The 21,804-nt window shown below is 52.8% G+C and carries 19 protein-coding genes; all 19 read left to right on the top strand.

Going from position 1 to position 21,804, the window contains the following annotated elements; all coding sequences use genetic code 11:
* Positions 1-23: 23 nt before the first annotated feature.
* The 19 genes from IDM48_RS07280 to IDM48_RS07190 all read left to right on the top strand — a co-directional run bounded on the left by IDM48_RS07280 (position 24) and on the right by IDM48_RS07190 (position 21,715).
* Positions 24-422, top strand: a complete 399-nt coding sequence (locus IDM48_RS07280; RefSeq protein ID WP_068168684.1) for a DUF3040 domain-containing protein — start codon at positions 24-26, stop codon at positions 420-422.
* A 301-nt stretch (positions 423-723) separates the two neighbouring features.
* On the top strand, positions 724-1,155 hold the full coding sequence (mraZ, locus tag IDM48_RS07275) for a division/cell wall cluster transcriptional repressor MraZ (RefSeq protein WP_068168681.1): 432 nt from the start codon (positions 724-726) through the stop codon (positions 1,153-1,155).
* A 115-nt stretch (positions 1,156-1,270) separates the two neighbouring features.
* Complete coding sequence (gene rsmH, locus IDM48_RS07270) at positions 1,271-2,215, top strand: 16S rRNA (cytosine(1402)-N(4))-methyltransferase RsmH (protein WP_190618691.1); 945 nt, start codon at positions 1,271-1,273, stop codon at positions 2,213-2,215.
* Positions 2,212-2,880, top strand: a complete 669-nt coding sequence (gene ftsL / locus IDM48_RS07265) for a cell division protein FtsL (protein WP_068168676.1) — start codon at positions 2,212-2,214, stop codon at positions 2,878-2,880. Before rsmH ends, ftsL begins: the two co-directional genes overlap by 4 nt.
* Before the next feature lie 106 nt (positions 2,881-2,986).
* Positions 2,987-4,834, top strand: coding sequence for a peptidoglycan D,D-transpeptidase FtsI family protein (locus IDM48_RS07260; protein WP_190616730.1), 1,848 nt, complete (start codon positions 2,987-2,989; stop codon positions 4,832-4,834).
* A gap of 79 nt (positions 4,835-4,913) precedes the next feature.
* Positions 4,914-6,608, top strand: a complete 1,695-nt coding sequence (locus IDM48_RS07255; RefSeq protein ID WP_190616728.1) for a UDP-N-acetylmuramoyl-L-alanyl-D-glutamate--2,6-diaminopimelate ligase — start codon at positions 4,914-4,916, stop codon at positions 6,606-6,608.
* A 3-nt stretch (positions 6,609-6,611) separates the two neighbouring features.
* Complete coding sequence (locus IDM48_RS07250) at positions 6,612-8,186, top strand: UDP-N-acetylmuramoyl-tripeptide--D-alanyl-D-alanine ligase (RefSeq protein WP_151146792.1); 1,575 nt, start codon at positions 6,612-6,614, stop codon at positions 8,184-8,186.
* Positions 8,187-8,195: 9 nt separating this feature from the next.
* On the top strand, positions 8,196-9,314 hold the full coding sequence (gene mraY, locus IDM48_RS07245) for a phospho-N-acetylmuramoyl-pentapeptide-transferase (protein ID WP_068168666.1): 1,119 nt from the start codon (positions 8,196-8,198) through the stop codon (positions 9,312-9,314).
* A 3-nt stretch (positions 9,315-9,317) separates the two neighbouring features.
* Complete coding sequence (murD, locus tag IDM48_RS07240) at positions 9,318-10,847, top strand: UDP-N-acetylmuramoyl-L-alanine--D-glutamate ligase (protein ID WP_190616726.1); 1,530 nt, start codon at positions 9,318-9,320, stop codon at positions 10,845-10,847.
* A 121-nt stretch (positions 10,848-10,968) separates the two neighbouring features.
* Positions 10,969-12,789, top strand: coding sequence for a peptidoglycan glycosyltransferase FtsW (locus IDM48_RS07235; protein WP_190616724.1), 1,821 nt, complete (start codon positions 10,969-10,971; stop codon positions 12,787-12,789).
* Positions 12,790-12,880: 91 nt separating this feature from the next.
* Positions 12,881-13,981, top strand: coding sequence for an undecaprenyldiphospho-muramoylpentapeptide beta-N-acetylglucosaminyltransferase (gene murG / locus IDM48_RS07230; protein WP_068168658.1), 1,101 nt, complete (start codon positions 12,881-12,883; stop codon positions 13,979-13,981).
* The gene (gene murC / locus IDM48_RS07225; protein ID WP_238397927.1) at positions 13,974-15,461 is read left to right on the top strand and encodes a UDP-N-acetylmuramate--L-alanine ligase; all 1,488 of its coding nucleotides are present in this window, start codon (positions 13,974-13,976) and stop codon (positions 15,459-15,461) included. Before murG ends, murC begins: the two co-directional genes overlap by 8 nt.
* 2 nt (positions 15,462-15,463) lie before the next feature.
* Positions 15,464-16,396 (top strand): cell division protein FtsQ/DivIB, encoded by a 933-nt coding sequence (locus IDM48_RS07220; RefSeq protein WP_145174293.1) that lies wholly within the window; start codon positions 15,464-15,466, stop codon positions 16,394-16,396.
* 199 nt (positions 16,397-16,595) lie between these two features.
* Positions 16,596-17,780, top strand: a complete 1,185-nt coding sequence (ftsZ, locus tag IDM48_RS07215; RefSeq protein ID WP_151146786.1) for a cell division protein FtsZ — start codon at positions 16,596-16,598, stop codon at positions 17,778-17,780.
* Between the two features lie 132 nt (positions 17,781-17,912).
* The gene (locus IDM48_RS07210; protein WP_190618688.1) at positions 17,913-18,695 is read left to right on the top strand and encodes a purine nucleoside phosphorylase YfiH/LACC1 family protein; all 783 of its coding nucleotides are present in this window, start codon (positions 17,913-17,915) and stop codon (positions 18,693-18,695) included.
* A 14-nt stretch (positions 18,696-18,709) separates the two neighbouring features.
* On the top strand, positions 18,710-19,516 hold the full coding sequence (locus IDM48_RS07205) for a YggS family pyridoxal phosphate-dependent enzyme (RefSeq protein WP_190616722.1): 807 nt from the start codon (positions 18,710-18,712) through the stop codon (positions 19,514-19,516).
* A 352-nt stretch (positions 19,517-19,868) separates the two neighbouring features.
* The gene (locus IDM48_RS11870) at positions 19,869-20,408 is read left to right on the top strand and encodes a cell division protein SepF (RefSeq protein WP_141669340.1); all 540 of its coding nucleotides are present in this window, start codon (positions 19,869-19,871) and stop codon (positions 20,406-20,408) included.
* An 8-nt stretch (positions 20,409-20,416) separates the two neighbouring features.
* On the top strand, positions 20,417-20,716 hold the full coding sequence (locus tag IDM48_RS07195) for a YggT family protein (RefSeq protein WP_145174299.1): 300 nt from the start codon (positions 20,417-20,419) through the stop codon (positions 20,714-20,716).
* A 366-nt stretch (positions 20,717-21,082) separates the two neighbouring features.
* Positions 21,083-21,715, top strand: coding sequence for a DivIVA domain-containing protein (locus IDM48_RS07190; RefSeq protein WP_068168647.1), 633 nt, complete (start codon positions 21,083-21,085; stop codon positions 21,713-21,715).
* Positions 21,716-21,804: the final 89 nt, after the last annotated feature.

The following is a 21,804-nucleotide window of genomic DNA, read 5'->3' as shown; positions in this document are numbered from 1 at the left end:
ACCGCACCACTCAAGGAGAAATCATGGCTCTTTCGGATCATGAACAGCAACTGTTTGACCAACTTGAGCGTGAGTTGCGGGAGAATGATCCGGATTTTGTGAGCTCAATCAGCGCTGAAACGTCTGAGTCTACCCAAGCTACTCAGCTTTCGGTACGAAAGATTGTATTGGGTGTTGTTGCCGTACTTGTGGGACTGGGTCTCATTATTTGGGGAGTATCTACTAAAATTATTTTGCTGGGAGTGCTTGGTTTCTTAGTGGCGGCAGGCGGAGTCTATTGGGCATCTACCTCTGACAGAGGTGCCAAGAGCGCAGAACGAACCGCCGGCGCTTCAACAGCTGCGCCCCGACGTCGTGAATCCAGCACCTTTATGAAGAACCTGGAACAGCGTTGGGATAACCGCCAGGGTGGCTCCTTCTAACCGCATTGCTTCGATGGAGCAGAGCAAGAATCTTGAGAAAGATTCTTGCTCTTTTTCTTTAATAACTTTTCCCTCCACTTCCCACCCCGTTGATGACGTTCGGCGAAGAATCGTGGCGCATTCGAACTCCCATAAGCTCTTTCACCCAAAAAATTTTCCGCAGAAAACCCTGAAAATTCGCAGGGTGGAGCGTCTTTTGATTGAATGTGGTTCATTGTGGAGTAAAGTGGAGGAAAGTAGAACAACAAACATGTAGTTTTGGTGCTCTGCACGCAAGAAGAAGAGAAATGAGGTGTGGTCCATGTTCCTTGGAACATACACACCTCGACTGGACGAAAAAGGCCGAGTCATCCTCCCGGCAAAGTTCCGCGAGGAACTGTCTGCGGGTCTAGTGCTTACCCGGGGGCAGGAGCGTTGCCTCTACGTCTTTTCCGCCCAGGAATTTCAGCGAGTCTATGAACAAATGCGTTCAGCGCCGCTTTCTTCGAAGCAAGCCAGAGACTACATCCGCGTGTTTCTTTCAGGAGCCTCCGACGAGCAACCTGATAAACAGGGTCGTGTAACTATTCCTCAAGCATTGAGGGACTATGCGGGACTGGGAAAAGATTTGACTGTGATTGGTGCAGGTGCACGGGCTGAGATATGGGATTCAGCCGTGTGGAATTCCTACCTTGAAGAGCAAGAACAGCAATTTTCCCAAACCGATGAAGAAGTAATCCCCGGACTTCTTTAATCACCCGGCGCAAGCCACCAAATATCGCACCAGCTGACCAAAAGCCAGAGGAGCCCCAGTGACCGAAAACGCCAACATCCCAGGTGTTTCGGGTAAGCGCGCAGAAGAACGTCACATGCCCGTCATGCTAGAGCGTTGCCTTGAATTGCTTGCCCCTGCCTTTGACCGCGAGAACCCCGTGGTCATTGATGCGACCCTTGGTATGGGCGGACACTCGGAAGCCATGCTGGAACGTTTTCCTCACCTCACCGTCATCGGAATTGACCGAGACCTCATGGCACACCGCATGGCAGGAGAACGCCTACAGCGCTTTGGCGATAGATTCAAACCTGTCCATGCTGTCTATGACAAGATTGAACAGATCTTACTCGACCGCCAACTTCAGGGAGTCGACGGCATCCTGATGGATTTGGGCGTATCCTCCATGCAACTAGACGAACGTGAACGCGGTTTCGCATACTCCTATGACGCGCCGCTCGATATGCGCATGGATTCGACCGAAGAACTTACCGCAGCGGTTGTTGTCAACGAATACGAAGAACACCAGTTACGCCGCATCATCCGAACCTACGGTGAAGAAAAGTTTGCTTCCCGCATTGCACGAGGAATCGTAGAGGCACGAGCCAACCAGCCGCTGAAAACCACAGGCGAGCTGGTTGCCGTCATCCAAAATGTGGTACCAGTTGGCGCCCAGCGTAAGGGCGGACATCCAGCCAAGCGCACCTTCCAAGCCTTGCGTATTGAAGTCAACCACGAACTAGAGGCCTTAGAACGCGCCGTTCCCGCAGCCATCAATGCCCTGAATCTGGGCGGTCGCCTGGTTGCTATGAGTTATCACAGCCTGGAAGACAAGATAGTCAAACAGGCCATTGCCGAAAAAGCTCGATCTAGCGCGCCCAAGGGATTCCCTGTAGAGCTAGAGGAACATAAACCTGAGCTCAAAATCATTACCCGCGGAGCAGAACCACCCACTGAAACCGAGATTGAAGAAAACTCTCGAGCCGCCAGTGCCAAACTACGTGCCGCTGAAAAAATCAAAATGACGAAGGTTGCATCATGAGCGCCGAACCACAGTTCCCCGGCAACGAGCGGGAGGTCAAACGACGCCACCTGAGCGTCGTGCCTCGTGGCGACGACCGGCGCGTGCCGGAGAAATCTTCGCGCTCGCAAAAGGCTTTGGTGCCCGATGCTACTCCGCGCACCCGCTGGACCATGCTGATTTTTGTCATCGCATCCATCCCGTTGACCCTGATGTTGATTCTGCTCACGAACATCCTCACCGCATCGCGCCAATACGACCTGGTGGATTTGCGAACCCAGGAGCTTTCACTGAGTCAGCAAAATGAGGCTCTCTCCCAAGAGATTGCCTACTACCAAGCGCCCCAGGATTTAGCGGTGCGAGCTTCACAGCTGGGACTCATTGCTACGCAAGCACAGGCAACTATCAACCTGCAAACCGGGGAAATCACCGGAACGCCGGTACCTGCCGCTCCCTTGGCTGAAGACAATCAGTCGAAGACCGAAAACCTCATCGATCCACCCGCTCTCTACGACACGCAGGCATATGCAACGGCAAGCCAGCGCGCTGAGGAGCAAAAGAAGAAGGACGAGGAGGCCGCTAAGGCTAAGGCTGAAGAAGAGAAGAAAGCCGAAGAAACAAGAAAAGCTGAAGAGGCCAAGAAATCTGCTTCAGCGTCTCCTTCGCCTTCCTCTAGCGGTCACTAACGCATCAGCGTGGAGCAAGCTCTAGCCTGGATGCCCGGAATTCTCATTTTCCGGGCATCCTTATTATCAACTACAGTGGGAATGGTTCTTTATAGAAAGGAAACCGGTGGCACCTCAGAACTCTAACGGAGTCAATCCAGGCGACCCGCGCGGTATTGGGCGGCGTGGTTTTCTTGCCAGTGCAGCTGCGGTGGGTGGCCTCGGCATTCTGAGCACCCGGTTACTTTATCTTCAGGGGTTTGACCCTCGCGGTATCGCTGAGCAAGCCAAAGAGTCTCGCACCAGAACTCAGATTATTCCTGCCCTGCGTGGCCAAATTTTAGATACGAACAATAAGGTTTTGGCCAGGTCAGTCCAGCGTTACAACATCACCGTAGATCAAAGCGCGGTCACCACTTTTCAGCGTTTCAAGAACAACCAGTCGCAGGACAAAGAAGAGGTTACCCCCACGCAACTGGTGTATCAGCTGGCAGATATCTTGGACATGAAAGATTCTGAGGTCAAATCTGCCCTCGACGGCACTAGCAAATACAAGGTTATTAAAGAAAACGTGACCCCTGAGGTCTACACCAAAGTAATGGATCTGGGGGCTACTTTCCTCTACGGTGAAGTTAAATCCGAACGCATGTACCCCAACGGTTCTGTAGGCGGTTCGGTAGTCGGCAGATTCAGCATGATTGAAGCTGCGGTTGAAGGATCCGATAAGACTCAGACCACCAACAATTCCACCGGTATCGAGCGGGTCTATGACGAAGCTCTGCGCGGTACAGACGGTGAAAGAATCTTTGAAATCTCTGCTGACGGCATTCGTATTCCCGTGGGCGACGAACAGACTAAGAAAGCTCAAGATGGGCAGAATGTTCGTCTTACCATCAATCAGGACATCCAATATTTTGCCCAGGAAGTTATCGCACGACGCGTCAAAGAATTGAAGGCACAGTGGGGCACCGTCGTCGTGATGAAGGTCGACGACGGCTCGATCATCGCGCTGGGAGACTCTAAGACGATGGATCCCGGTTCGGAGAAATTTGAACTCGAAGATATGACGCCCCGCTCCATCAGCCAGGCGGTTGAACCGGGTTCTACCGAAAAAATCTTGACGTCCACCGCCGTTTTGGAGGACACCGATGTCACGCCCACCACGGTCTTTGATGTACCCGCCGAACTCCAAATCGAGGGTCAAACTATCAACGATGCGTTCACCCACCCCGCCCAGAAACGTACGTTCTCCGGTATCATCACCGATTCAATGAACACCGGTACCGTACTCGCCGGCAAAAAACTCAGTAAAGAGCAGCGCTATAACTGGCTGAAAAAGTACGGCATGGGGGAGCTGACTGGCATCGAACTTACTGGTGAAAGCCAGGGGCTTGTTCCTAACTACACCGACTGGGATATACGCCAGCAGTACACCGTTCTCTTCGGTCAGGGTGTGGCACAAACTCCGCTACAGACCTCCCTGGTCTTCCAAACCGTGGGCAACCTGGGCATTTATCAGAAACCGCGCATTGTAGAAGCTGTTATAGATTCCGACGGCACCGAACACCCCATTCCTGTCGAAGAAGGTAGGCGGATTATTTCTGAGGAAACAGCCCGTGAAACCCTCTCGCTCATGGAAAACGTGGTGGTTCAGAACGCCAAGGGCGCGCAAATCACCGGCTACCGTACCGGCGGCAAAACGGGTACTGCGCAGGCACCGAGCGAAACGCAAGCGGGTTACGACGGCTACACCACCTCATTCTTTGGCGTGGCGCCCATAGAAAATCCCCAGTTCGTGGTCTCTGTGACTATTCAGCGTCCCCAATCCAATGCATCCAATGTAGGTCTTGCAGGCGGCGCCGACCAGTTCTCACAAATCATGGAGAAAGTCTTGCACACCTACAAGGTTCCCTATTCCACTACCGAACCTGTTGAAATTCCTAAATTCCCCGACGGACACGACGAAAAGGGATAAGGAATTTCAGCGGAAGATACAGCGAGGCTGTGACCGCCTCACCTCCAATGGGCGTCTCAGACGATAGAATCAATAAATCATGAAAGCACAGAACCCGATGAGCAATAACGATTCCGCACTCGCAGGAACAGCGCAGACTCTCCGGCCTGCGACGGTGAAGGAACACACCGCTCAAGAGATTTTTACCTGGTTAAACGACCGCGGATTTGACGTCGAACTCCTCTCGGAAGAAAACGCCCCTATCCTAGGTATCGCCATGGATTCACGCGAAATCCAGCCCGGGGATCTCTACGTGGCATTGCCCGGTGCAAAAGTTCACGGCGCTTCCTTTGCAAAAACCGCGGTCGAGGCAGGTGCCGCTGCTATCCTGACCAATCGAGCAGGGTTAGAACTGTGCAAAGATACCAGCTCGCAGATAGGGCTGTTGCGCACGGAGAACCTGCGCGGCGTCGTCGGTCCTCTCTCTGCAGAAATTTACGGTTCACAGCCTGCAGACGGGTCTGCACCTACTCTCTTTGCAGTGACCGGTACTAACGGTAAGACCACCACTACTTATATGGTCAATTCCATCATGCAGCACCTGGGGCATACCACCGGGTTGATTGGAACCATCGAAATTCTTGCGGGCGGGGCATCCATACCCTCGAAACTCACCACTCCGGAGTCAACGCATGTGCACTCGCTGATTTCCCTCATGCGCGAGCAGGGGATTACCTCAATGGCTATGGAGGTCTCCTCCCACGCTCTTGACTACAGGCGAGTCGACGGCGTGAAGTATGACGTCGCAGGCTTTACGAACCTCACCCAAGATCACCTGGATTTGCACGGCACCATGGAGAACTACTGCGATTCTAAGGCGCAATTATTTACTCCAGACCGCACATCCCGCGCAGTTATTACTGCTGATGATCAGTGGGGCGAGTCGATGGCGCAGAAAGCTATCGACGCTCTGGGCCGGGAAAACGTTGTTCGTCTCTTTACTGCACACGGGAACGGTTATGAATCTTTGCCCGAACTTGAAACTTTTGACTGGGCTCTTACTGCCGTACGTCGGCAGGGTATCGGGCACTCCTTTGAAGTGGTACGCGGCGACGGCGTCCGCCTTAAATCTTCCACGCAGCTACCGGCAGATTTCAACGTCTCCAACGCGGCACTAGCTGCGGTCATGGTCTATGAAGCAGGCATTGATTCCAATGCCTTAGAAGCTCAACTCGCGGAGACAGAAACTCTCACCCCCGTTGTTCCCGGTCGCATGCAACTCATTTCTACCGAACCTACCGCTATCGTAGATTTCGCCCACAATCCCGATGCTCTTCAGCGGGCACTAGAGGCGCTTGACCCGGCAGAAGAAGACGGCAAAGTGATAGTAGTCTTTGGCGCCACCGGGGAGCGCGATCAGACTAAGCGTCCCATCATGGGCGAAATTGCAGGCCGCAACGCCGATATCGTGATTGTTACCGACGACGATCCCCACGACGAAGCCCCCGAACCCATTCGAGCTGAAGTCGAAGCGGGTGTGCAAAAAGCAAACCAAGACGGTGCTCGCGTTCAACAGATTCTCAATATCGAACCGCGATCACAGGCAATTGCACGAGCTATTGAACTTGCCGGCCCACACGATTCAATTTTGGTGGCAGGGCGCGGGCACGAAGTAGCTCAAGAAGTCGCCGGAGTCGATTTAGAACTCGATGATCGCGTAGAAGTTGCACGTTCACTGCAAGCTCAGGGATATTCAGTACTTCCCGCATATCAAGCAATGGTTGATGAGGCATAAGAGATGATATTACTAACCGCCCGCGAAGTAGCTCAGGCAACAGAAGGCGAGCTTTTTGGCCTTTCCTCTGAGCAAGCAGATTCTGTGGAATGCACCTTCGCCACCACTGATTCTCGTGAAGTTAACCAAAACACGCTCTTTCTAGCCAAGCCGGGAGAAACCACGGACGGCCACCTCTTTGTGCCCGCAGCTTTCGAATCCGGAGCAACCCTAGCGCTGGTAGAGCGCCCTATTTCCGACGCCGCTGGCAACCTTTTTGCCCAAGTGCAGGTTGACGATATCGTTCTAGCAATGGGGCGCTTGGCGAAATACTGCCTGGAAAAGATGCGAGCCCAGGGTGAGCTGACCGTAGTCGGTATTACCGGCTCTGCTGGTAAAACCACCACTAAAGACCTCCTCGCAGGCATCTTTGAAACGGCAGGCTCCACCGTGGCTCCTGTGGGGTCCTACAACGGTGAAGTCGGAGTACCTCTCACCATCTTCCGAGCCGATGAAAATACTCGCTATTTGGTCAGCGAAATGGGCGCCGATCACGTGGGGAACATCGAATACCTAGCGAATATTGTCCAGCCCGATCACGGCGTCATCCTTAAAGTAGGCACCGCCCACGCCGGTGAATTCGGCGGTGTAGAAAACATCGAGAAGACCAAGGGTGAATTGGCTGAAGGCTCCACTGTCAGCCTGGCGCTCAACGATGACGACTTCCGCGTCCGCCGCATGATTTCTCGTGCAGCGGTCCCCACTCTGTACTTTGGTGTGGGCACAAAAAACCACGACGGTGGAGAACAAGAACGCGTTTATGCGGAAAACCTGGTCACAGGGGAAACCGGCTGCCCAGAATTCACTATCCATTTTCCTACCGGTGAATCCTTCGATGTGAAGTCCCAGCTCATCGGTGAGCACCACGTTTACAACCTCCTAGCAGCAGCATCTGCCGCATTTCAGGCAGGAATTGCCCCCGAGGTTATTGCTGACAAATTGAATACCTCAGGCGCCGTATCCCGCTGGCGCATGCAACGAATTGACCGAGCCGACGGCATTACAGTCATCAACGATGCCTACAACGCCAACCCCGAATCTATGGCAGCAGCTTTGCGTTCATTGGCTCAGCTGGGTCGCGCATCTGGACGGCGAACCTGGGCTGTACTGGGTGCCATGCTTGAGCTCGGCGATGTCTCGGTGGAAGAACATGACCGCTTAGGGCAGCTTGCCGTGCGCATGAATATCTCTAAACTCATTGCCGTGGGGGAAACCGCCAAACCCATCTATAATGCGGCCCATCTCGAAGGCTCCTGGGGCAATGAGGCAACCTGGGTAAAGTCTACCGATGAAGCTTTAGAACTTCTCAAAAGTGAGCTGGAACCTGGCGATATCGTCCTGTTCAAATCATCAAACGGTGCAGGCTTAGGTATGCTAGGTGAGGCTGTTTCGACCGCCGAGCAACTGATGAACCGCGAGAGTTCTGGCAGAAATACCCAGTGGCTCAGCGCCGGCGACCAGATTGGCGCGGTAGACTCAAACACCGACGCATGCGATATGTCCGATGCACACGATAACGATACGACCCGGGAAGGCTAATTTCCACGCATGATTCCCATTTTGCTAGCGGCTGCCTTTGGCCTGATAATTTCAATTGTGGGCACTCCGATGTTCACAAAGTACCTGGTGAAGCAGCACTACGGTCAGTTCATTCGTGAAGATGGCCCCACGTCCCACCAAACCAAACGTGGGACGCCCACGATGGGTGGCGTGATGATTATGGGTGCCACGGTATTGGGCTTTTTCCTCTCCTTATGGGTGACGGCCCTTTTCTTCGACACCACCTGGGTGCCTTCGGCGTCTATCATGCTGGCGCTCTTTTTAACGTTGGGTATGGCCGGTGTTGGCTTTATCGATGACTATAAGAAAATCTCTAAGAAACAGTCCGAGGGACTTACCCCGCGCGGAAAAATTCTTCTGCAGGGAGCTGTGGGCACCATTTTTGCCGTTCTGGCGTTGTTGTTACCTAACCACCATGGTTGGACGCCGGCGTCCTCTCATATTTCCTTTACGCGAGATACGGCGATAGATTTTGCTTTCTTTGGACCGATTATCGGTTTTATCTTGTTCGTGATTTGGACGAATCTCATTGCTACGGCAACCACAAACGCGGTGAACCTCACCGATGGTTTGGACGGTCTAGCAACCGGCGCCGCCATTATGGTGTTCTCCGGGTACATGCTGATTTCTATGTGGCAGACCAAGCATCTGTGCGCTCCTGGTTCTACCGATGCCGTCTGTTATGAAGTGCGTGATCCTTCGCAGATGGCGATGCTTGCGGCGGCGCTAATTGGTGCTCTGATTGGCTTCCTCTGGTGGAATACCTCGCCCGCGACCATCTTCATGGGAGATACGGGTTCCCTCGGTTTGGGCGGTGCTCTCGCAGCATTTGCCATTTTGACCCGCACTGAATTGTTGCTCATTATCATCGCTGGTTTGTTCGTCATCATCGCAATGAGCGTGATTATTCAGGTGGGCTACTTCAAGCTATCCGGTGGCAAGCGAGTCTTCCGCATGGCGCCGCTGCAGCACCACTTTGAACTAGGTGGCTGGAAAGAAGTAACTGTGGTGGTTAGGTTCTGGATTATTGCCGGACTCTTTACCATGGCTGCGCTCGGAATTTTCTATGGTGACTGGTTGCTCAGTCACGGAGGAGTAGTGAAGTAACCGGTGAAAGCTACGAACGAAAACCCGTTGTGGAATAATCCGCGCTTGGAAGAGCTCACGAGCTGGGACGCTTCCTGGGCTGGTCTGCGCGTGGTAGTAGCGGGTCTGGGCGTCTCCGGTTTCGCCGCTGCAGATACGCTCATTGAACTGGGTGCGCGCGTAGTGGTTGTGGACGGCAACGATTCAGAAGCTAACCAGCAAAAAGCTGAAACGCTGAAGATTGTCGGGGCCACCGACGTCCTGCTGGGCGCCACTTTTATGGATTCTCTACCTCAGGTTGAAGGCGATGATCCGGAATTGGTAGTAACCAGCCCCGGTCTCCGCCCGACCCTGGGCTTGCTCGCAGATGCTGTAGAAAAGAAAATTCAGATTTGGGGCGACGTCGAACTCGCCTGGCGCTTGAACCGCCGCGAAGGTCGTGCAACCCCTCAGTGGTTGTGCATCACCGGTACTAACGGTAAAACCACCACCGTGGGAATGACCGAATCTATTCTGCAAGCAGCCGGTAAAAAAGCTATCGCCGTGGGGAACGTGGGCACGCCCATTCTCGATGCTCTCCGTGATCCGGTGGAGTACGAGTACTTTGCCGTAGAACTCTCCAGCTTCCAGTTGCACTGGACTCATTCGATGGCGCCTTTGGCATCGGTGGTTCTCAATGTTGCAGAAGATCACGTGGACTGGCACGAAGGTTACCCCAACTATTTGGCTGATAAGGCACGTATCTTTGAGAACACTCAGGTAGCGTGCGTTTTCAACGCGAACCAGCCTGAAATTATCTCGATGGTAGAAGAGGCAGATGTCCAAGAAGGATGCCGCGCCATCGGCTTCCACGCGGACACTCCAGCCGTTTCTATGCTGGGTGTGGTGGAAGGCCTGCTGGTCGATCGCGCATTCACCGAGAACCGCCAGAAAGAGGCACTGGAGGTGGCGGCGGTTAGCGATACCGGTGCGCTGCCCACCAAACACACTGTTGAGAATGCCCTGGCAGCTGCAGCTTTGGCGCGAGCTGCTGGTATTTCCCCTGCAGATGTGCAAAAAGGCTTACAAACTTTTGAACCCGGCGCTCACCGTATTCAGTTGGTCGCTAATACGCATGGCGTGCTGTGGGTCAACGATTCTAAGGCAACTAATCCTCACGCCACCAACGCCTCTCTGGCTTCTTTCAATCCGGTCATTTGGATTGCCGGTGGACTCTCCAAGGGCGTTGACTACACCGAACTCGTGCAAGAACACGCAGACCGGCTGAAGGCGGTGTTGGTCATTGGCACCGATACCAAGAACCTGCTCCAGGCTTTAGAGGCTGAAGCGCCGTCGGTGCCCGTCTACTCCATTACTGACCAGGTTGAGGATTCGGCAGACGGCAAGCTCGTTTTGAAAAAGGCAGTAGCTAAGGCTCACGAGCTCTCAGAGCAAAATGATACGGTGCTCCTCGCGCCCGCAGCGGCTTCCATGGATCAGTTCGTGTCCTACGCCGACCGCGGTAATTCGTTCATCCACGCGGTGACAGAGCTCGTTGAAGAGATCAACTCCTAAAGAAATTTCATATTCAGAGCACACTTTGAGTCTTTCACCTCGTCCGAGGTGAAAGACTCCTGTGTTTGGTGTGATAGAACAGAAACTAAGAGCATTCGAGACACTAAAGGGGACCATTAGCTTGAGCATTGCCAGCCCTACCCGTCCAGGGAAAAAACCGCACAATGGTTCTTCGCAATCTTGGGGCGCACGATTGAAACGAAACGTTGTTGCGTTCGGAGAGAGCCAGTATCGCAGGCTCAGCATTTCGCCCCTGCGCGGTGTGCCCATCTTGCTTTTATTTATTGCTATCGGCATGACTTTTTTTGGCATCATTATGGTGCTTTCTGCCTCCAGCGTGGAGCAGATTTCGATGGGACTTTCGCCCTTTAGCCAGGTGTCGCGTCAGGGAATTTTTGCTCTGCTAGGTTTTATTGGTTTGGGCGTGATGGCGTTTATGCCGGTGCGTTGGTATCGCCGTCAGAATGTGCTCTATGCGCTGATGGTTGTAGCTATCTTGGTGCAGTTGCTGACCGTCATCATCGGTAAAGATGTAAACGGTAACCGAAACTGGATTGTGCTCGGTCCTTTTCAAGTCCAGCCCTCAGAATTTAGCAAACTCATTTTTGCCATGTGGGGGAGTTGGGTGCTGATCCACCAGGGGAATATAGCCCGTTTCCCGCGGAAGGGACTGTTCCCTCTCCTCTTGGGCTTGGGTCCTCTGATCCTCTTCATTTTGATGGGGCACGACGTCGGCACCGTGCTGGTCTACGCGCTGATGCTACTGGCACTGTTATGGTTCGCGGGCTTCAGTAATAGAGCGATGGTCACCGGGCTAGGCGTTGCAGTGCTTGCGGGTGCAATTGCTGTATTTTCTTCGCCCAACCGCATGGCGCGCGTCCTGGGCATTTTCGGGCACTGTGAGGGCGCGACGTGCGATCAGTCCAACGCCGGCCTCGCTGCATTAGCTACGGGCGGTTTCTGGGGTGTAGGGCTGGGTCGGTCACGCCAGAAATATAACTACCTTCCCGAAGCTCACAACGACTATATTTTTGCCATCGTGGGAGAAGAACTGGGGCTGATCGGTACGCTGATGATTATTTTGCTCTATCTCGGTTTGGTCTTTTGCTGTGTACGTATCATGATGCGCACTGCCGACCGCTTTATCGCTCTCACGACCGGTGCAATCATGGTCTGGCTCATGGGTCAGGCAATGATCAATATTGCAATGGTCACCGGTTTCTTGCCGGTTATCGGTATTCCTCTACCTCTTATTTCCTACGGCGGTTCATCCCTGATTACCTCGCTTGTAGCTATTGGGGTGCTCATTGCATTTGCCCGGCAAACACCGTTACTCACGATTACAGATACGCAGGGTAACTATGCTTTTGCGCCGCAGACTGACATGAAGGACGAGAAGCGACGACGCCCACTCAATGAGATGCTGGTGCGGGAGAACCGTGCTCTGCAAGCTCAGGGTGATAAAGCGGGCTGGGACATCATGGTTTTCTTACGTAATCTAGGAATCGGCGTGGGGCAATCATCGAGAGCATCACAACAGCGTGCTCGAAATACCGCACCGCGTTCAACAGCTCCGCGCGGTTCACATTCGCGTGCGCAGCAACAACGTCCGCAACCAACAAGTAGACGACCCGCCGGCGCCGCTGAGCGGTCTGCCGATAGCCGGCGTACAGTTTCCTCCCGTACCGCTCCTCAACGCGGGCAGAAAGAACAAAGTTCTGAACGACGTCGCCGCTCGGAGATTCGTGGAGAAGGAACTACCCCTCAGACTAGAACGGCACGAGCCACTTCTTCAACCGGTCCCCAGCATAGCCAGCTCCCACTCCAACAGAGTCAGCGGAAAAAACAGCAGGCGGCACCCGCACCTGTACAGGAAGAGCGCCTGCCTGAAGGTCTGGCGCCTCTCAAAAAACTGCGTCAGAAAAATCGGGATTCGCGCTAATCAACTGAAGTGAGTTTTAGGTTGGGGGAGTGAAGAACGTAAAATAAGGGGCAGAACAGCCAAATGCCCGCGAGATTCTGGGGAGAGAAGAATGAATAAAGTTCCTTCAATTGTGCTTGCAGGCGGTGGCACAGCAGGGCATATCAACCCCATGTTGGCAATCGCTCGAGAGATTCGAGCACTGTCACCGGACGCCTCTATAGTGACCGTCGGTACTGAAAACAGCATGGAAGCAACCATGGTTCCTCAAGCCGGATACGATATAAAGTTCATTCCGCGGGTGCCTTTTCCCCGCCGCCCCTCCACAGAAGTTCTGACTTTCCCCGGGCAATTTCTGAGCTCACTGAAAACAGCTCAGAACATTTTGAAAGAGGCAAAGGCAGATGCAGTGGTAGGCGTGGGTGGGTATGTGTGTACTCCCATGTACTTGGCTGCCCGCAAACTTAATATCCCCGTGATTATTCATGAGGCAAATGCAAAACCAGGGTTAGCTAACAGGGTGGGTGCAGCGCATGCGGCTTTGGTTGCCACAGCTTTTCCTAACACGCCCATTAAGAACGCGCACCACGTGGGTATGCCCATGCGGGCAGCTATCGAAACTCTCGATAAGGACTCCCAGAAAACGGGTGCTCGTCAGCGTTTAGGTCTAGATACAGACCTTCCCACCTTGGTCGTCACCGGAGGTTCCTTGGGTGCTCAGAGCCTCAACAATGCAGTACGGGAAATCTATCAGCGGTTGGAAGACTGGGGATTTCAAATGCTTCACATCACCGGGCGTAATAAAGCACTCGCCGATGAGAACGGAAATCTTCTCACCGCACCTCAGTACCATCAACGCGAATTCATTACCAGCATGGAAGATGTCTATGCTGCAGCCGACCTCATGGTGGTGCGTTCGGGCGCGGCAACTGTATCTGAAGTTGCTGCCGTCGGGGTGCCTGCTATTTTCGTTCCTCTCCCCATCGGCAACGGAGAACAGGCATTGAACGCCACTTCCCTCGTCGACGCCGGTGCAAGCCTTCTCATCAATGATTCCGAATTCGATGCTGCATGGTTTGTGAACAATATTCCTACGCTCATGAACGACTCCCAGCGCCTTGAAGAAATGCGTAAGCGTTCCTACCAGCAGGGTATTCGTAATGCCGCTCGCACTATGGCCCAAGAAATTTTGAAAGTAGCACAACATGACTAATTCAATGATGAACCTCTCTTTAGATTTGCCCTCCCCTCTTAACCCGCCTTTTGCCGAGCGCCCCGATCTCAAATCGCTGGGTAAGGTTCATTTCGTGGGTATCGGTGGTGCCGGCATGTCTGCGATTGCCACGTTGATGCTTCAAGCGGGAATGACTGTTTCCGGTTCTGATAAGTCCGAGAGCGCTGCGGTGGAGAAATTGCGCTCACAAGGAGCGACCGTGGTAGTTCCCCAGGCAGCCGCTAATATCGGCGATGCTGACACTGTCGTCATTTCTACGGCTATTAAAGAAGATAACCCTGAGCTGGTAGAAGCTCGTGCTCAGGGTCTTCGCGTGTTGCATCGCTCTGAGGCTTTGGCGGCAACGATGAGCGATTCCCATGTGATTGCAGTGGCGGGAACTCATGGTAAAACCACTACCAGCTCGATGGTTTCGGTGATGATGGATGCTTTGCATAAGGATCCCTCATTCGCTGTCGGGTCGGTCATCGCTGGTTTCGATACGAACGCCCGTATGAGCACATCTGAGGGTGAGCGGTGGTTTGTGGCAGAGGCTGATGAATCTGATGGTTCATTCGTTCGATACCGCCCTGAAATTGCTGTGGTGACCAACGTTGAACCCGATCATCTGGACTTCTACGACACCGACGAGCGAGTCTTCGAATCTTTCAATCGTTTTGTGGGGTCGATGGCGCCTGGCGGCGTACTCGTAACCTGTGCAGACGATGCCGGAGCAATGGATCTGGCAGAGCGCGCCCGTGAGTCAGGTATTAACGTGGTGACCTACGGTCAAAGTGATCAGGCAAATGTACGCCTGGGCAACACCACCAGTGAGGGAATTGTATGCACCTCAGATTTGGTTTGGGACTTCACACTGCAGGAAGACCATTATCAGGGCAAAGGAAAAATTTTGCTGAAGGTCCCCGGCATCCATAACCAGCTCAATGCTGCGGCATCGTTTATCTGCGGGCTACTTGCCGGCGAAGAAGCTCAGACGGTGCTCGACGCCGTTGCGCAGTTCACCGGAACCGACCGCCGTTTCACGCTACGCGGGGAAGCCAATGATATCAAGGTATTTGATGACTATGCACACCATCCCACCGAAGTTTTCCGTGCGCTAGAAGCCGGTCGTACGGTTGCCGCCGGGCATAGCCTGTACACGTTGTTCCAGCCCCACCTCTTTTCTCGAACCCGTGAGTTCGCCCAGGAATTTGCACAGGCGCTCTCCACTGCAGATCGTTCGTACGTCATGGACATTTACCCCGCCCGTGAGCTTCCTATCGAAGGTGTGACTAGCCGTCTTATTACCGACGCTGGTTTCTCCGAGGTTCACTATGCGAGTCCAGAAGAAGCAATGGAACAGATAGTGCGGCAAGCTCTTCCCGGTGACGTCATTATGACGGTGGGGGCTGGTAACGTGACAGAATTCGGCCCCCGTATGGTGGAGCTGTTGCAGGAGAAGCAGCGAGAGACTGAATAGGGATGCCTGAACACAGCAAGGGTCGAAAAACGACGTCCAAAGAGACGAAGAAGAATCCTTCCATTCGGGTCAATAGCTCGAAGGTTACGCCGTTGAGCCAGGAAACCCTTCAGAAGGTTCAGCCCAAGAGCAAATTTTCTGAGTGGAGGCAGAATCGATCTCGCCAGGAACTTGTGGAAGAGCCGACGGTTTCTAACGTTACGAGCTTGAGCGGCAGGGTATCTTCTACCCGTACCTCTGCCAAATCTTTTCAGAAGTGGAAGAAATGGCTTATTGCGTTGTTGAGCTTGCTCGTGCTTGGCGCCGTGTTCATTGGGTTGGTCTTCTTCTCTCCTCTGCTGGCGGTACGGACGATTACAGTCGAAGGCGCGCATCTATTACCAGCTGAGACCGTTCAGGAGCAGCTACAACCTTTAGACGGTACGCCTGTCACGCGAATTAGCGAAGACGAAGTTCAGTCTATGATTGGCAGTTCTCACATTTTGCGGGACGTCACCATCCAAGCGCGCCCGCCGCACGAGCTGGTGGTGACTCTGCATGAGCGAATTCCGGTTGCCGTGGTCAAGGACGGCGATAAGTTCAGCCTGGTTGATGTGGACGGCGTGAAACTGGGGGAAGTGGATTCTGTTGAAGAGGCTGGGCTACCTGAAATTTCTGGTGGTACAGATACCTTGAAGACGCCGGAGTTCAAGACTATTACCGCGGTTCTTTCAGCGTTGCCTCAGAGCTTGCTTGCTGAGGTGAAAGAAGCAAAGGCAGATTCAGCTTCTACGATTAGTTTGAACATGCATGATGACACCGAGGTAGTTTGGGGAACAGCAGAAGACAGTGAACTTAAAGCTAAGGTTCTAACTCAGTTACGCTCTACTTTGGGAGAGTCTGGGGCAATCTCTACCTATGATGTGTCCAGCCCGTTGGTGCCTACCACGAAATAGTTAAAGCTCAACTATAGGTTGGTGCTGAAAACCGTCAATTTACTGAAAAGTTGACGAATTTTGCAGAATTGAAGAGACATAATTACAACGATGTTGATACGCTTTCTCTGAAAAGGAACAGATTTTATGCTGAAGCCCCCAAAACCTAAGCTAAAGGTTTAGGGTTTCGCGCTGATCAAAATAACAATTGAGGGACTTCATGGATACAGCAACCCCCCAGAACTACCTGGCCGTCATCAAAGTCGTCGGAATCGGTGGCGGCGGCGTCAACGCAGTCAACCGCATGATTGAGGTCGGCCTTCGTGGCGTTGAATTCATCGCTATCAACACCGACGCTCAGGCGCTGTTGATGTCTGATGCAGACGTCAAGCTGGATGTAGGTCGTGAACTCACCCGCGGTCTGGGTGCGGGCGCAAATCCTGAGGTTGGTCGCCAAGCAGCTGAAGACCACGAACAGGACATCGAAGAAGTTCTCAAGGGTGCCGATATGGTCTTCGTGACCGCAGGCGAAGGCGGCGGTACCGGTACCGGTGGCGCGCCTGTCGTTGCACGTATTGCACGCTCCCTCGGTGCGCTGACCATTGGTGTTGTTACCCGACCCTTCACCTTTGAAGGTCGTCGTCGTTCAAACCAGGCTGAGACCGGTATTGCGGCATTGCGCGATGAAGTTGACACCCTCATTGTGATTCCTAACGACCGTCTGCTTTCTATCTCTGATCGCAACGTCTCCATGCTGGATGCGTTCAAGTCTGCTGACCAGGTTCTGCTTTCAGGCGTGCAGGGTATTACTGACTTGATTACCACCCCCGGTTTAATCAACCTCGACTTTGCAGATGTCAAGTCCGTCATGCAGGGTGCAGGTTCTGCGCTCATGGGCATCGGCTCTGCATCCGGTGAAGACCGCGCAGTCAAGGCAGCAGAGCTGGCAATTGCCTCACCTCTGCTGGAAGCTTCCATCGACGGCGCACACGGCGTTCTGCTTTCAATTCAGGGTGGGTCAGACCTCGGTCTCTTCGAGATTAACGAAGCTGCACGTTTGGTGCAGGAAGTTGCACACCCCGATGCGAACATCATCTTCGGTGCAGTTATCGACGACGCTCTGGGCGACGAAGCTCGCGTCACAGTTATTGCAGCTGGCTTTGATTCGGTCAACCCCGAAACCAACTCCAACGCTAATAACTCTGCAGCGCAGCAGGAACAGCGCACTGCAGCTACTTTCGGTAGTAACAACACTGTTCCTAACCAGGCTCCTTCAAATAATTCCTGGCAGCAGAACAACTCTTCGAGCTCCAATAACGGCTTCGATGTGGATTTGCCTCCGGTAGTTGAAGAATCAGCTCCTCAGCGTAAAGACACCTTGGATGTTCCTGACTTTCTGAAGTAACGATGACAATACGTTGATTAAAAATGCGCTTCTTCTTGCTTCTGAGAAGAAGCGCATTTTTTATCTCCAAGATATTAGTGATGCCTGGGTGCAGTCGATGTGCGCTCAGTGTAAATGTGAGGAAACCCCATGATGAGTACATCGCCTCTTCTATTTTCTGAGACTACTTTTACTATGGGAGATTCCCGGGTGAGGGTGGCTTTTACCTCTGTGAAGGCAGGCAACCTTGGACTGCATGTGGGGGATGACCCCCGTGAAGTCCTGGATAACCGCGCCCGGTTGGAGGACGAATTGAGATTGGCACACGGGGCTTTTCCTTATCTACAGCAGGTGCACGGGATCGAAGTTTTTGATCCGGATTCTGCTGATGTTAGAAGCGTGGGAAAATCTAGGACCCCTCTGGAGGGGCTGAAAATTAAGCAGGAGGCACCCGTAGCGGACGCCGCCGTGAGCTCGTTTGAACACCCGCTAGCGGTGATGGTGGCTGATTGTATTCCTCTGGTTTTAGTGGGAGAAACTGCTTCCCATAAGCCGGTGATTGCTGTCGCTCATGCCGGACGACAGGGACTGCTCGACGGTGTCATTCAGCAGACAGTCGGTGAACTACTTTATCGAGGTGCTACCAAGATTCAGGCATGGGTCGGACCTTCGATTTGTGGCAAGTGCTATGAAGTTCCCGAACAGATGCGCGAGGAATCGAGCCAGTTGATTCCTGAAATTTATGCTCAGACATCGTGGGGCACACCCGCCCTAGATCTACCTGCCGCTGCTGAGGCAATCTTGAAGAGCCTCGACGGCGTCCAACAAATTCACCGTGATTTGGCGGCATGCACGCTGGAAAATCCACAACTCTTTTCCCACCGCCGTGGAGAGCCCCAGGGGCGATTTGCTGGGCTGGTCTGGGTAGAGAAATAGGTGAGGAGATAAAAATGTCTTTTTCTCAAGAGCGTCGAGAAGAGCTACGCATTAATTTGGAAGCTGCCCAGCAAGCGGTGAAGTCTGCGAGCGAAGATTTTTCGCAGGTTAGGGATCCCCAGAGTCCGCTTCCGAGATTGACGGTGGTGACTAAGTTTTTCCCTAGCTCCGACGTCGAGGCGCTCTATTCACTCGGAGTTCGGCACGTCGGGGAAAATCGTGATCAGGAAGCGTCTGCTAAAGCTACTGAATTGGCAGAGATTACTGATGCGCAGGATCCTCTGCAGTGGTCCTACATTGGGCAGCTTCAAACGAATAAAGCTAAATCAGTGGTGAAATATGCAGCCGAGGTGCACTCGATAGACAGAATTTCGTTAGCTCAGGCTTTGGCGAAGGCTTATTCTCTCCAGGTTACGCGCTGGGAATCGGAAGAAGCACCGGCACCTTTCGCAGCAGTCCGCGGCGGACTGAAGTGTTTAGTGCAGGTCAGTTTAGAGGACCATGATAGATCTACCGCTGGGCATGCCGCTGAAGGTAAACGGGGCGGCGCTAAGCTCGACGACTTACTGAAGATTGCCGACATGCTCAATTCTTCTGCAGGGCTGGAATGTTCGGGTGTCATGGCGGTGGCTCCTCTGGGCATGAACCCAGATGCAGCGTTTGAAAAGCTATATAACATTTCGCAAAAGCTCCGCGAGCATCATCCGTCTGCACAAGAAATTTCTGCGGGTATGAGCGGAGATTTGGAGGCAGCTATCCGCTGGGGTTCCACGAATGTTCGGATTGGGTCCAAGATTATGGGCGCCCGCCCCACTGCATAAGAGCCAGAATATTGACGCTTCACAGAATATCCTCAGCTTTCGTTTTTCAGTATGCTGAGGATTAGTTGATACCTTAGAGACTAAGTACAATATTTTCATTGCATTTCCATCAGGTAATGCACCGTAAACGGGAGTAGAAATGGCACCACGTACCCTGCATCAGGCGATGGCTTATCTTGGTCTCGCTGAACAAACTGAGCCGGTGCGTGATTCTCGGCGATCGAATGATGATTATCCGCATGATTATGCTGATGTTTACGACGACACTCGCGGTGTTGCCTATGACTTCGATGATGACGATCGCTACGACGGCTACCCTGAGGAAGACTCCTTTGGCGACGACGTCGCGCACCTGCCTTCAGAATCCCAAAGCGGTTCGGTACGCGAGGACGTTCTGGATTTCCACGAAGAAAAATCTCAGCAGCGGAGTGTGCGAGAAGTATCTGAACCTGCTCCGCGGGCGGCTGTCCGCCAGCAGAGTGCAGGACCCGCTTCAACTGGGCCACTGCACGTGGTGACGTCCGCAGAGAACAAGCCTGCTTCCCGTGCAGTAAACACTAAGACCACAGCAGTAAACGATGAAAGCGAAGACGAATTGCGCCGTATCACCACGATCCACCCCCGTTCTTACAATGATGCCAAAATCATTGGTGAGTCTTTCCGTGAGAGTATTCCTGTGATTATGAATGTCACTGACATGGGTGAATCTGAGGCCAAGCGTCTGGTTGATTTTTCCGCTGGTTTGGCATTCGCTTTGCACGGTTCCATTGAGCGTGTCACCGATAAGGTATTTTTGCTGACTCCTGCGAATTTGGAAGTGTTGGGGGCTGAGGGAGCTGAGGTTCCGGTTGCTCTCGATAGCGAACCTTCCCATCTGTTCGATCAGGATTAATTTTCTCTATGGCTTACCTTTTTGCACTGCTCGCTATTGCCGTGAACCTGGTCAAATGGGCATTGATTTTGCGCATTGTCTTTGACTGGGTACAGATGTTTGCCCGCTACTGGCGCCCTAAGGGGGCTGCTTTGGTGCTTGCTTCTGCCGTCTATGCGGTGACCGATCCACCGATGAATTTTTTGAGAAGAAAAATTCCTCCACTCAATCTTGGCGGTATTTCGCTTGATCTGGGTTTTCTTATCCTGATTATTGGTGTTTCATTTTTGTATTCTTTCTTGGTGCAGATGACAGCGCTTAGCTCCTGAGGGGCATAGGGGAAATCTGTTAACATTTTTGGCTCTGGCGTTTTAACCCTGGATTGCATCACAATGTAGGAAGACGATATGTGGGTCAAAGAGGGGTAATCACCGGTATGGTTCGCAACACGAGGGGCGCCCTGAAATTTCTTATTTCGGCACTCGCACTGTCTCTGTGGCGCGTTTTCCCTTGCCAGTAAGTGAGAGCTTTGTAATGTTTTCTAAGTAAAATATTTATTTTGAATAAACTCACATGTATTGTTGGCTATGAATATCGAAAAATAGGTAGAATTCTAACGGCGATGAATGTTTTAGGGATTTTCATTGTGTCGCTCGGGAGTCCAGCTATGCAGAAATTTTAGAGGTGAATTTTTAGTGGCCCTTACACCAGAAGAAGTCATTAACAAACGGTTCCAGGCAACCAAATTCAAGGAAGGCTACAATCCTGAAGAGGTTGACGATTTCCTGGATGAAATCGTAATTGAACTTCGTCGCCTTAACGCTGAGAACTCCAGTTTGAAGCGTCAGCTTGATGACGCCGAGGTTCGCGCGGCACAGGCAGAAGCAACGTCTGTTTCCACCTTCTCTGATGATGATTTCATTGTTGCGGATGAACCCGCTGCTGAAGAAGTTCACGCAGTTGAAGAAGGACCTGCTCAGGAAGCTCCTGAAGCAGCATCGGCTGGCACCTCAAGTGCAGCAGCGCTGCTTGCAATGGCGCAGAAGGTTCACGACGATTACGTACTCGAGGGCCAGCGCGAGAAAGATCGTTTGTTGGCAGAGGGCCGCGAAGAAGCTTCTTCGTTGCTCACCTCAGCTCAGGAAGAGCGCGCACAGGTTCTGGGTGATTTGGATGCAACCAAGTCTTCCCTTGAGTCCTCTGTTGCCCAGCTTCGTCAGTTCGAACAGCAGTACCGTTCAGGCTTGCGCGCTTACCTGGAAGATCAGCTGGTGGGCTTGGAGTCCACTCCCTTGGTGGAAAGCGAAATCGTTCAGCACAATAACTAATTCTTGGCTGAGGTACTTCCCTGAACGCTACCCATCGGTGGCGTGCGGTGTATAAAGTTCTGAAAATACTCATAATATGGCGGTATGCA

This window comes from Rothia amarae (assembly GCF_014705945.2).
In the GTDB taxonomy this organism is placed as follows: Bacteria; Actinomycetota; Actinomycetes; order Actinomycetales; family Micrococcaceae; genus Rothia; species Rothia amarae.
The sequence above is the reverse complement of the archived record's forward strand: the minus strand, read 5'-3'. Positions and strand labels throughout refer to the sequence as shown.

What these genes read in the sequence shown, in the direction of transcription:
- mraZ (WP_068168681.1), top strand. Translation starts at nt 724, where the DNA reads ATGTTCCTTGGAACATACACACCTCGACTGGACGAAAAAGGCCGAGTC.
- IDM48_RS07195 (WP_145174299.1), top strand. Translation starts at nt 20,417, where the DNA reads ATGGCTTACCTTTTTGCACTGCTCGCTATTGCCGTGAACCTGGTCAAA.
- IDM48_RS07280 (WP_068168684.1), top strand. Translation starts at nt 24, where the DNA reads ATGGCTCTTTCGGATCATGAACAGCAACTGTTTGACCAACTTGAGCGT.
- IDM48_RS07250 (WP_151146792.1), top strand. Translation starts at nt 6,612, where the DNA reads ATGATATTACTAACCGCCCGCGAAGTAGCTCAGGCAACAGAAGGCGAG.
- ftsZ (WP_151146786.1), top strand. Translation starts at nt 16,596, where the DNA reads ATGGATACAGCAACCCCCCAGAACTACCTGGCCGTCATCAAAGTCGTC.
- ftsL (WP_068168676.1), top strand. Translation starts at nt 2,212, where the DNA reads ATGAGCGCCGAACCACAGTTCCCCGGCAACGAGCGGGAGGTCAAACGA.
- IDM48_RS07205 (WP_190616722.1), top strand. Translation starts at nt 18,710, where the DNA reads ATGTCTTTTTCTCAAGAGCGTCGAGAAGAGCTACGCATTAATTTGGAA.
- IDM48_RS07255 (WP_190616728.1), top strand. Translation starts at nt 4,914, where the DNA reads ATGAAAGCACAGAACCCGATGAGCAATAACGATTCCGCACTCGCAGGA.
- IDM48_RS07210 (WP_190618688.1), top strand. Translation starts at nt 17,913, where the DNA reads ATGAGTACATCGCCTCTTCTATTTTCTGAGACTACTTTTACTATGGGA.
- rsmH (WP_190618691.1), top strand. Translation starts at nt 1,271, where the DNA reads ATGCCCGTCATGCTAGAGCGTTGCCTTGAATTGCTTGCCCCTGCCTTT.
- mraY (WP_068168666.1), top strand. Translation starts at nt 8,196, where the DNA reads ATGATTCCCATTTTGCTAGCGGCTGCCTTTGGCCTGATAATTTCAATT.
- murC (WP_238397927.1), top strand. Translation starts at nt 13,974, where the DNA reads ATGACTAATTCAATGATGAACCTCTCTTTAGATTTGCCCTCCCCTCTT.
- IDM48_RS07220 (WP_145174293.1), top strand. Translation starts at nt 15,464, where the DNA reads ATGCCTGAACACAGCAAGGGTCGAAAAACGACGTCCAAAGAGACGAAG.
- murG (WP_068168658.1), top strand. Translation starts at nt 12,881, where the DNA reads ATGAATAAAGTTCCTTCAATTGTGCTTGCAGGCGGTGGCACAGCAGGG.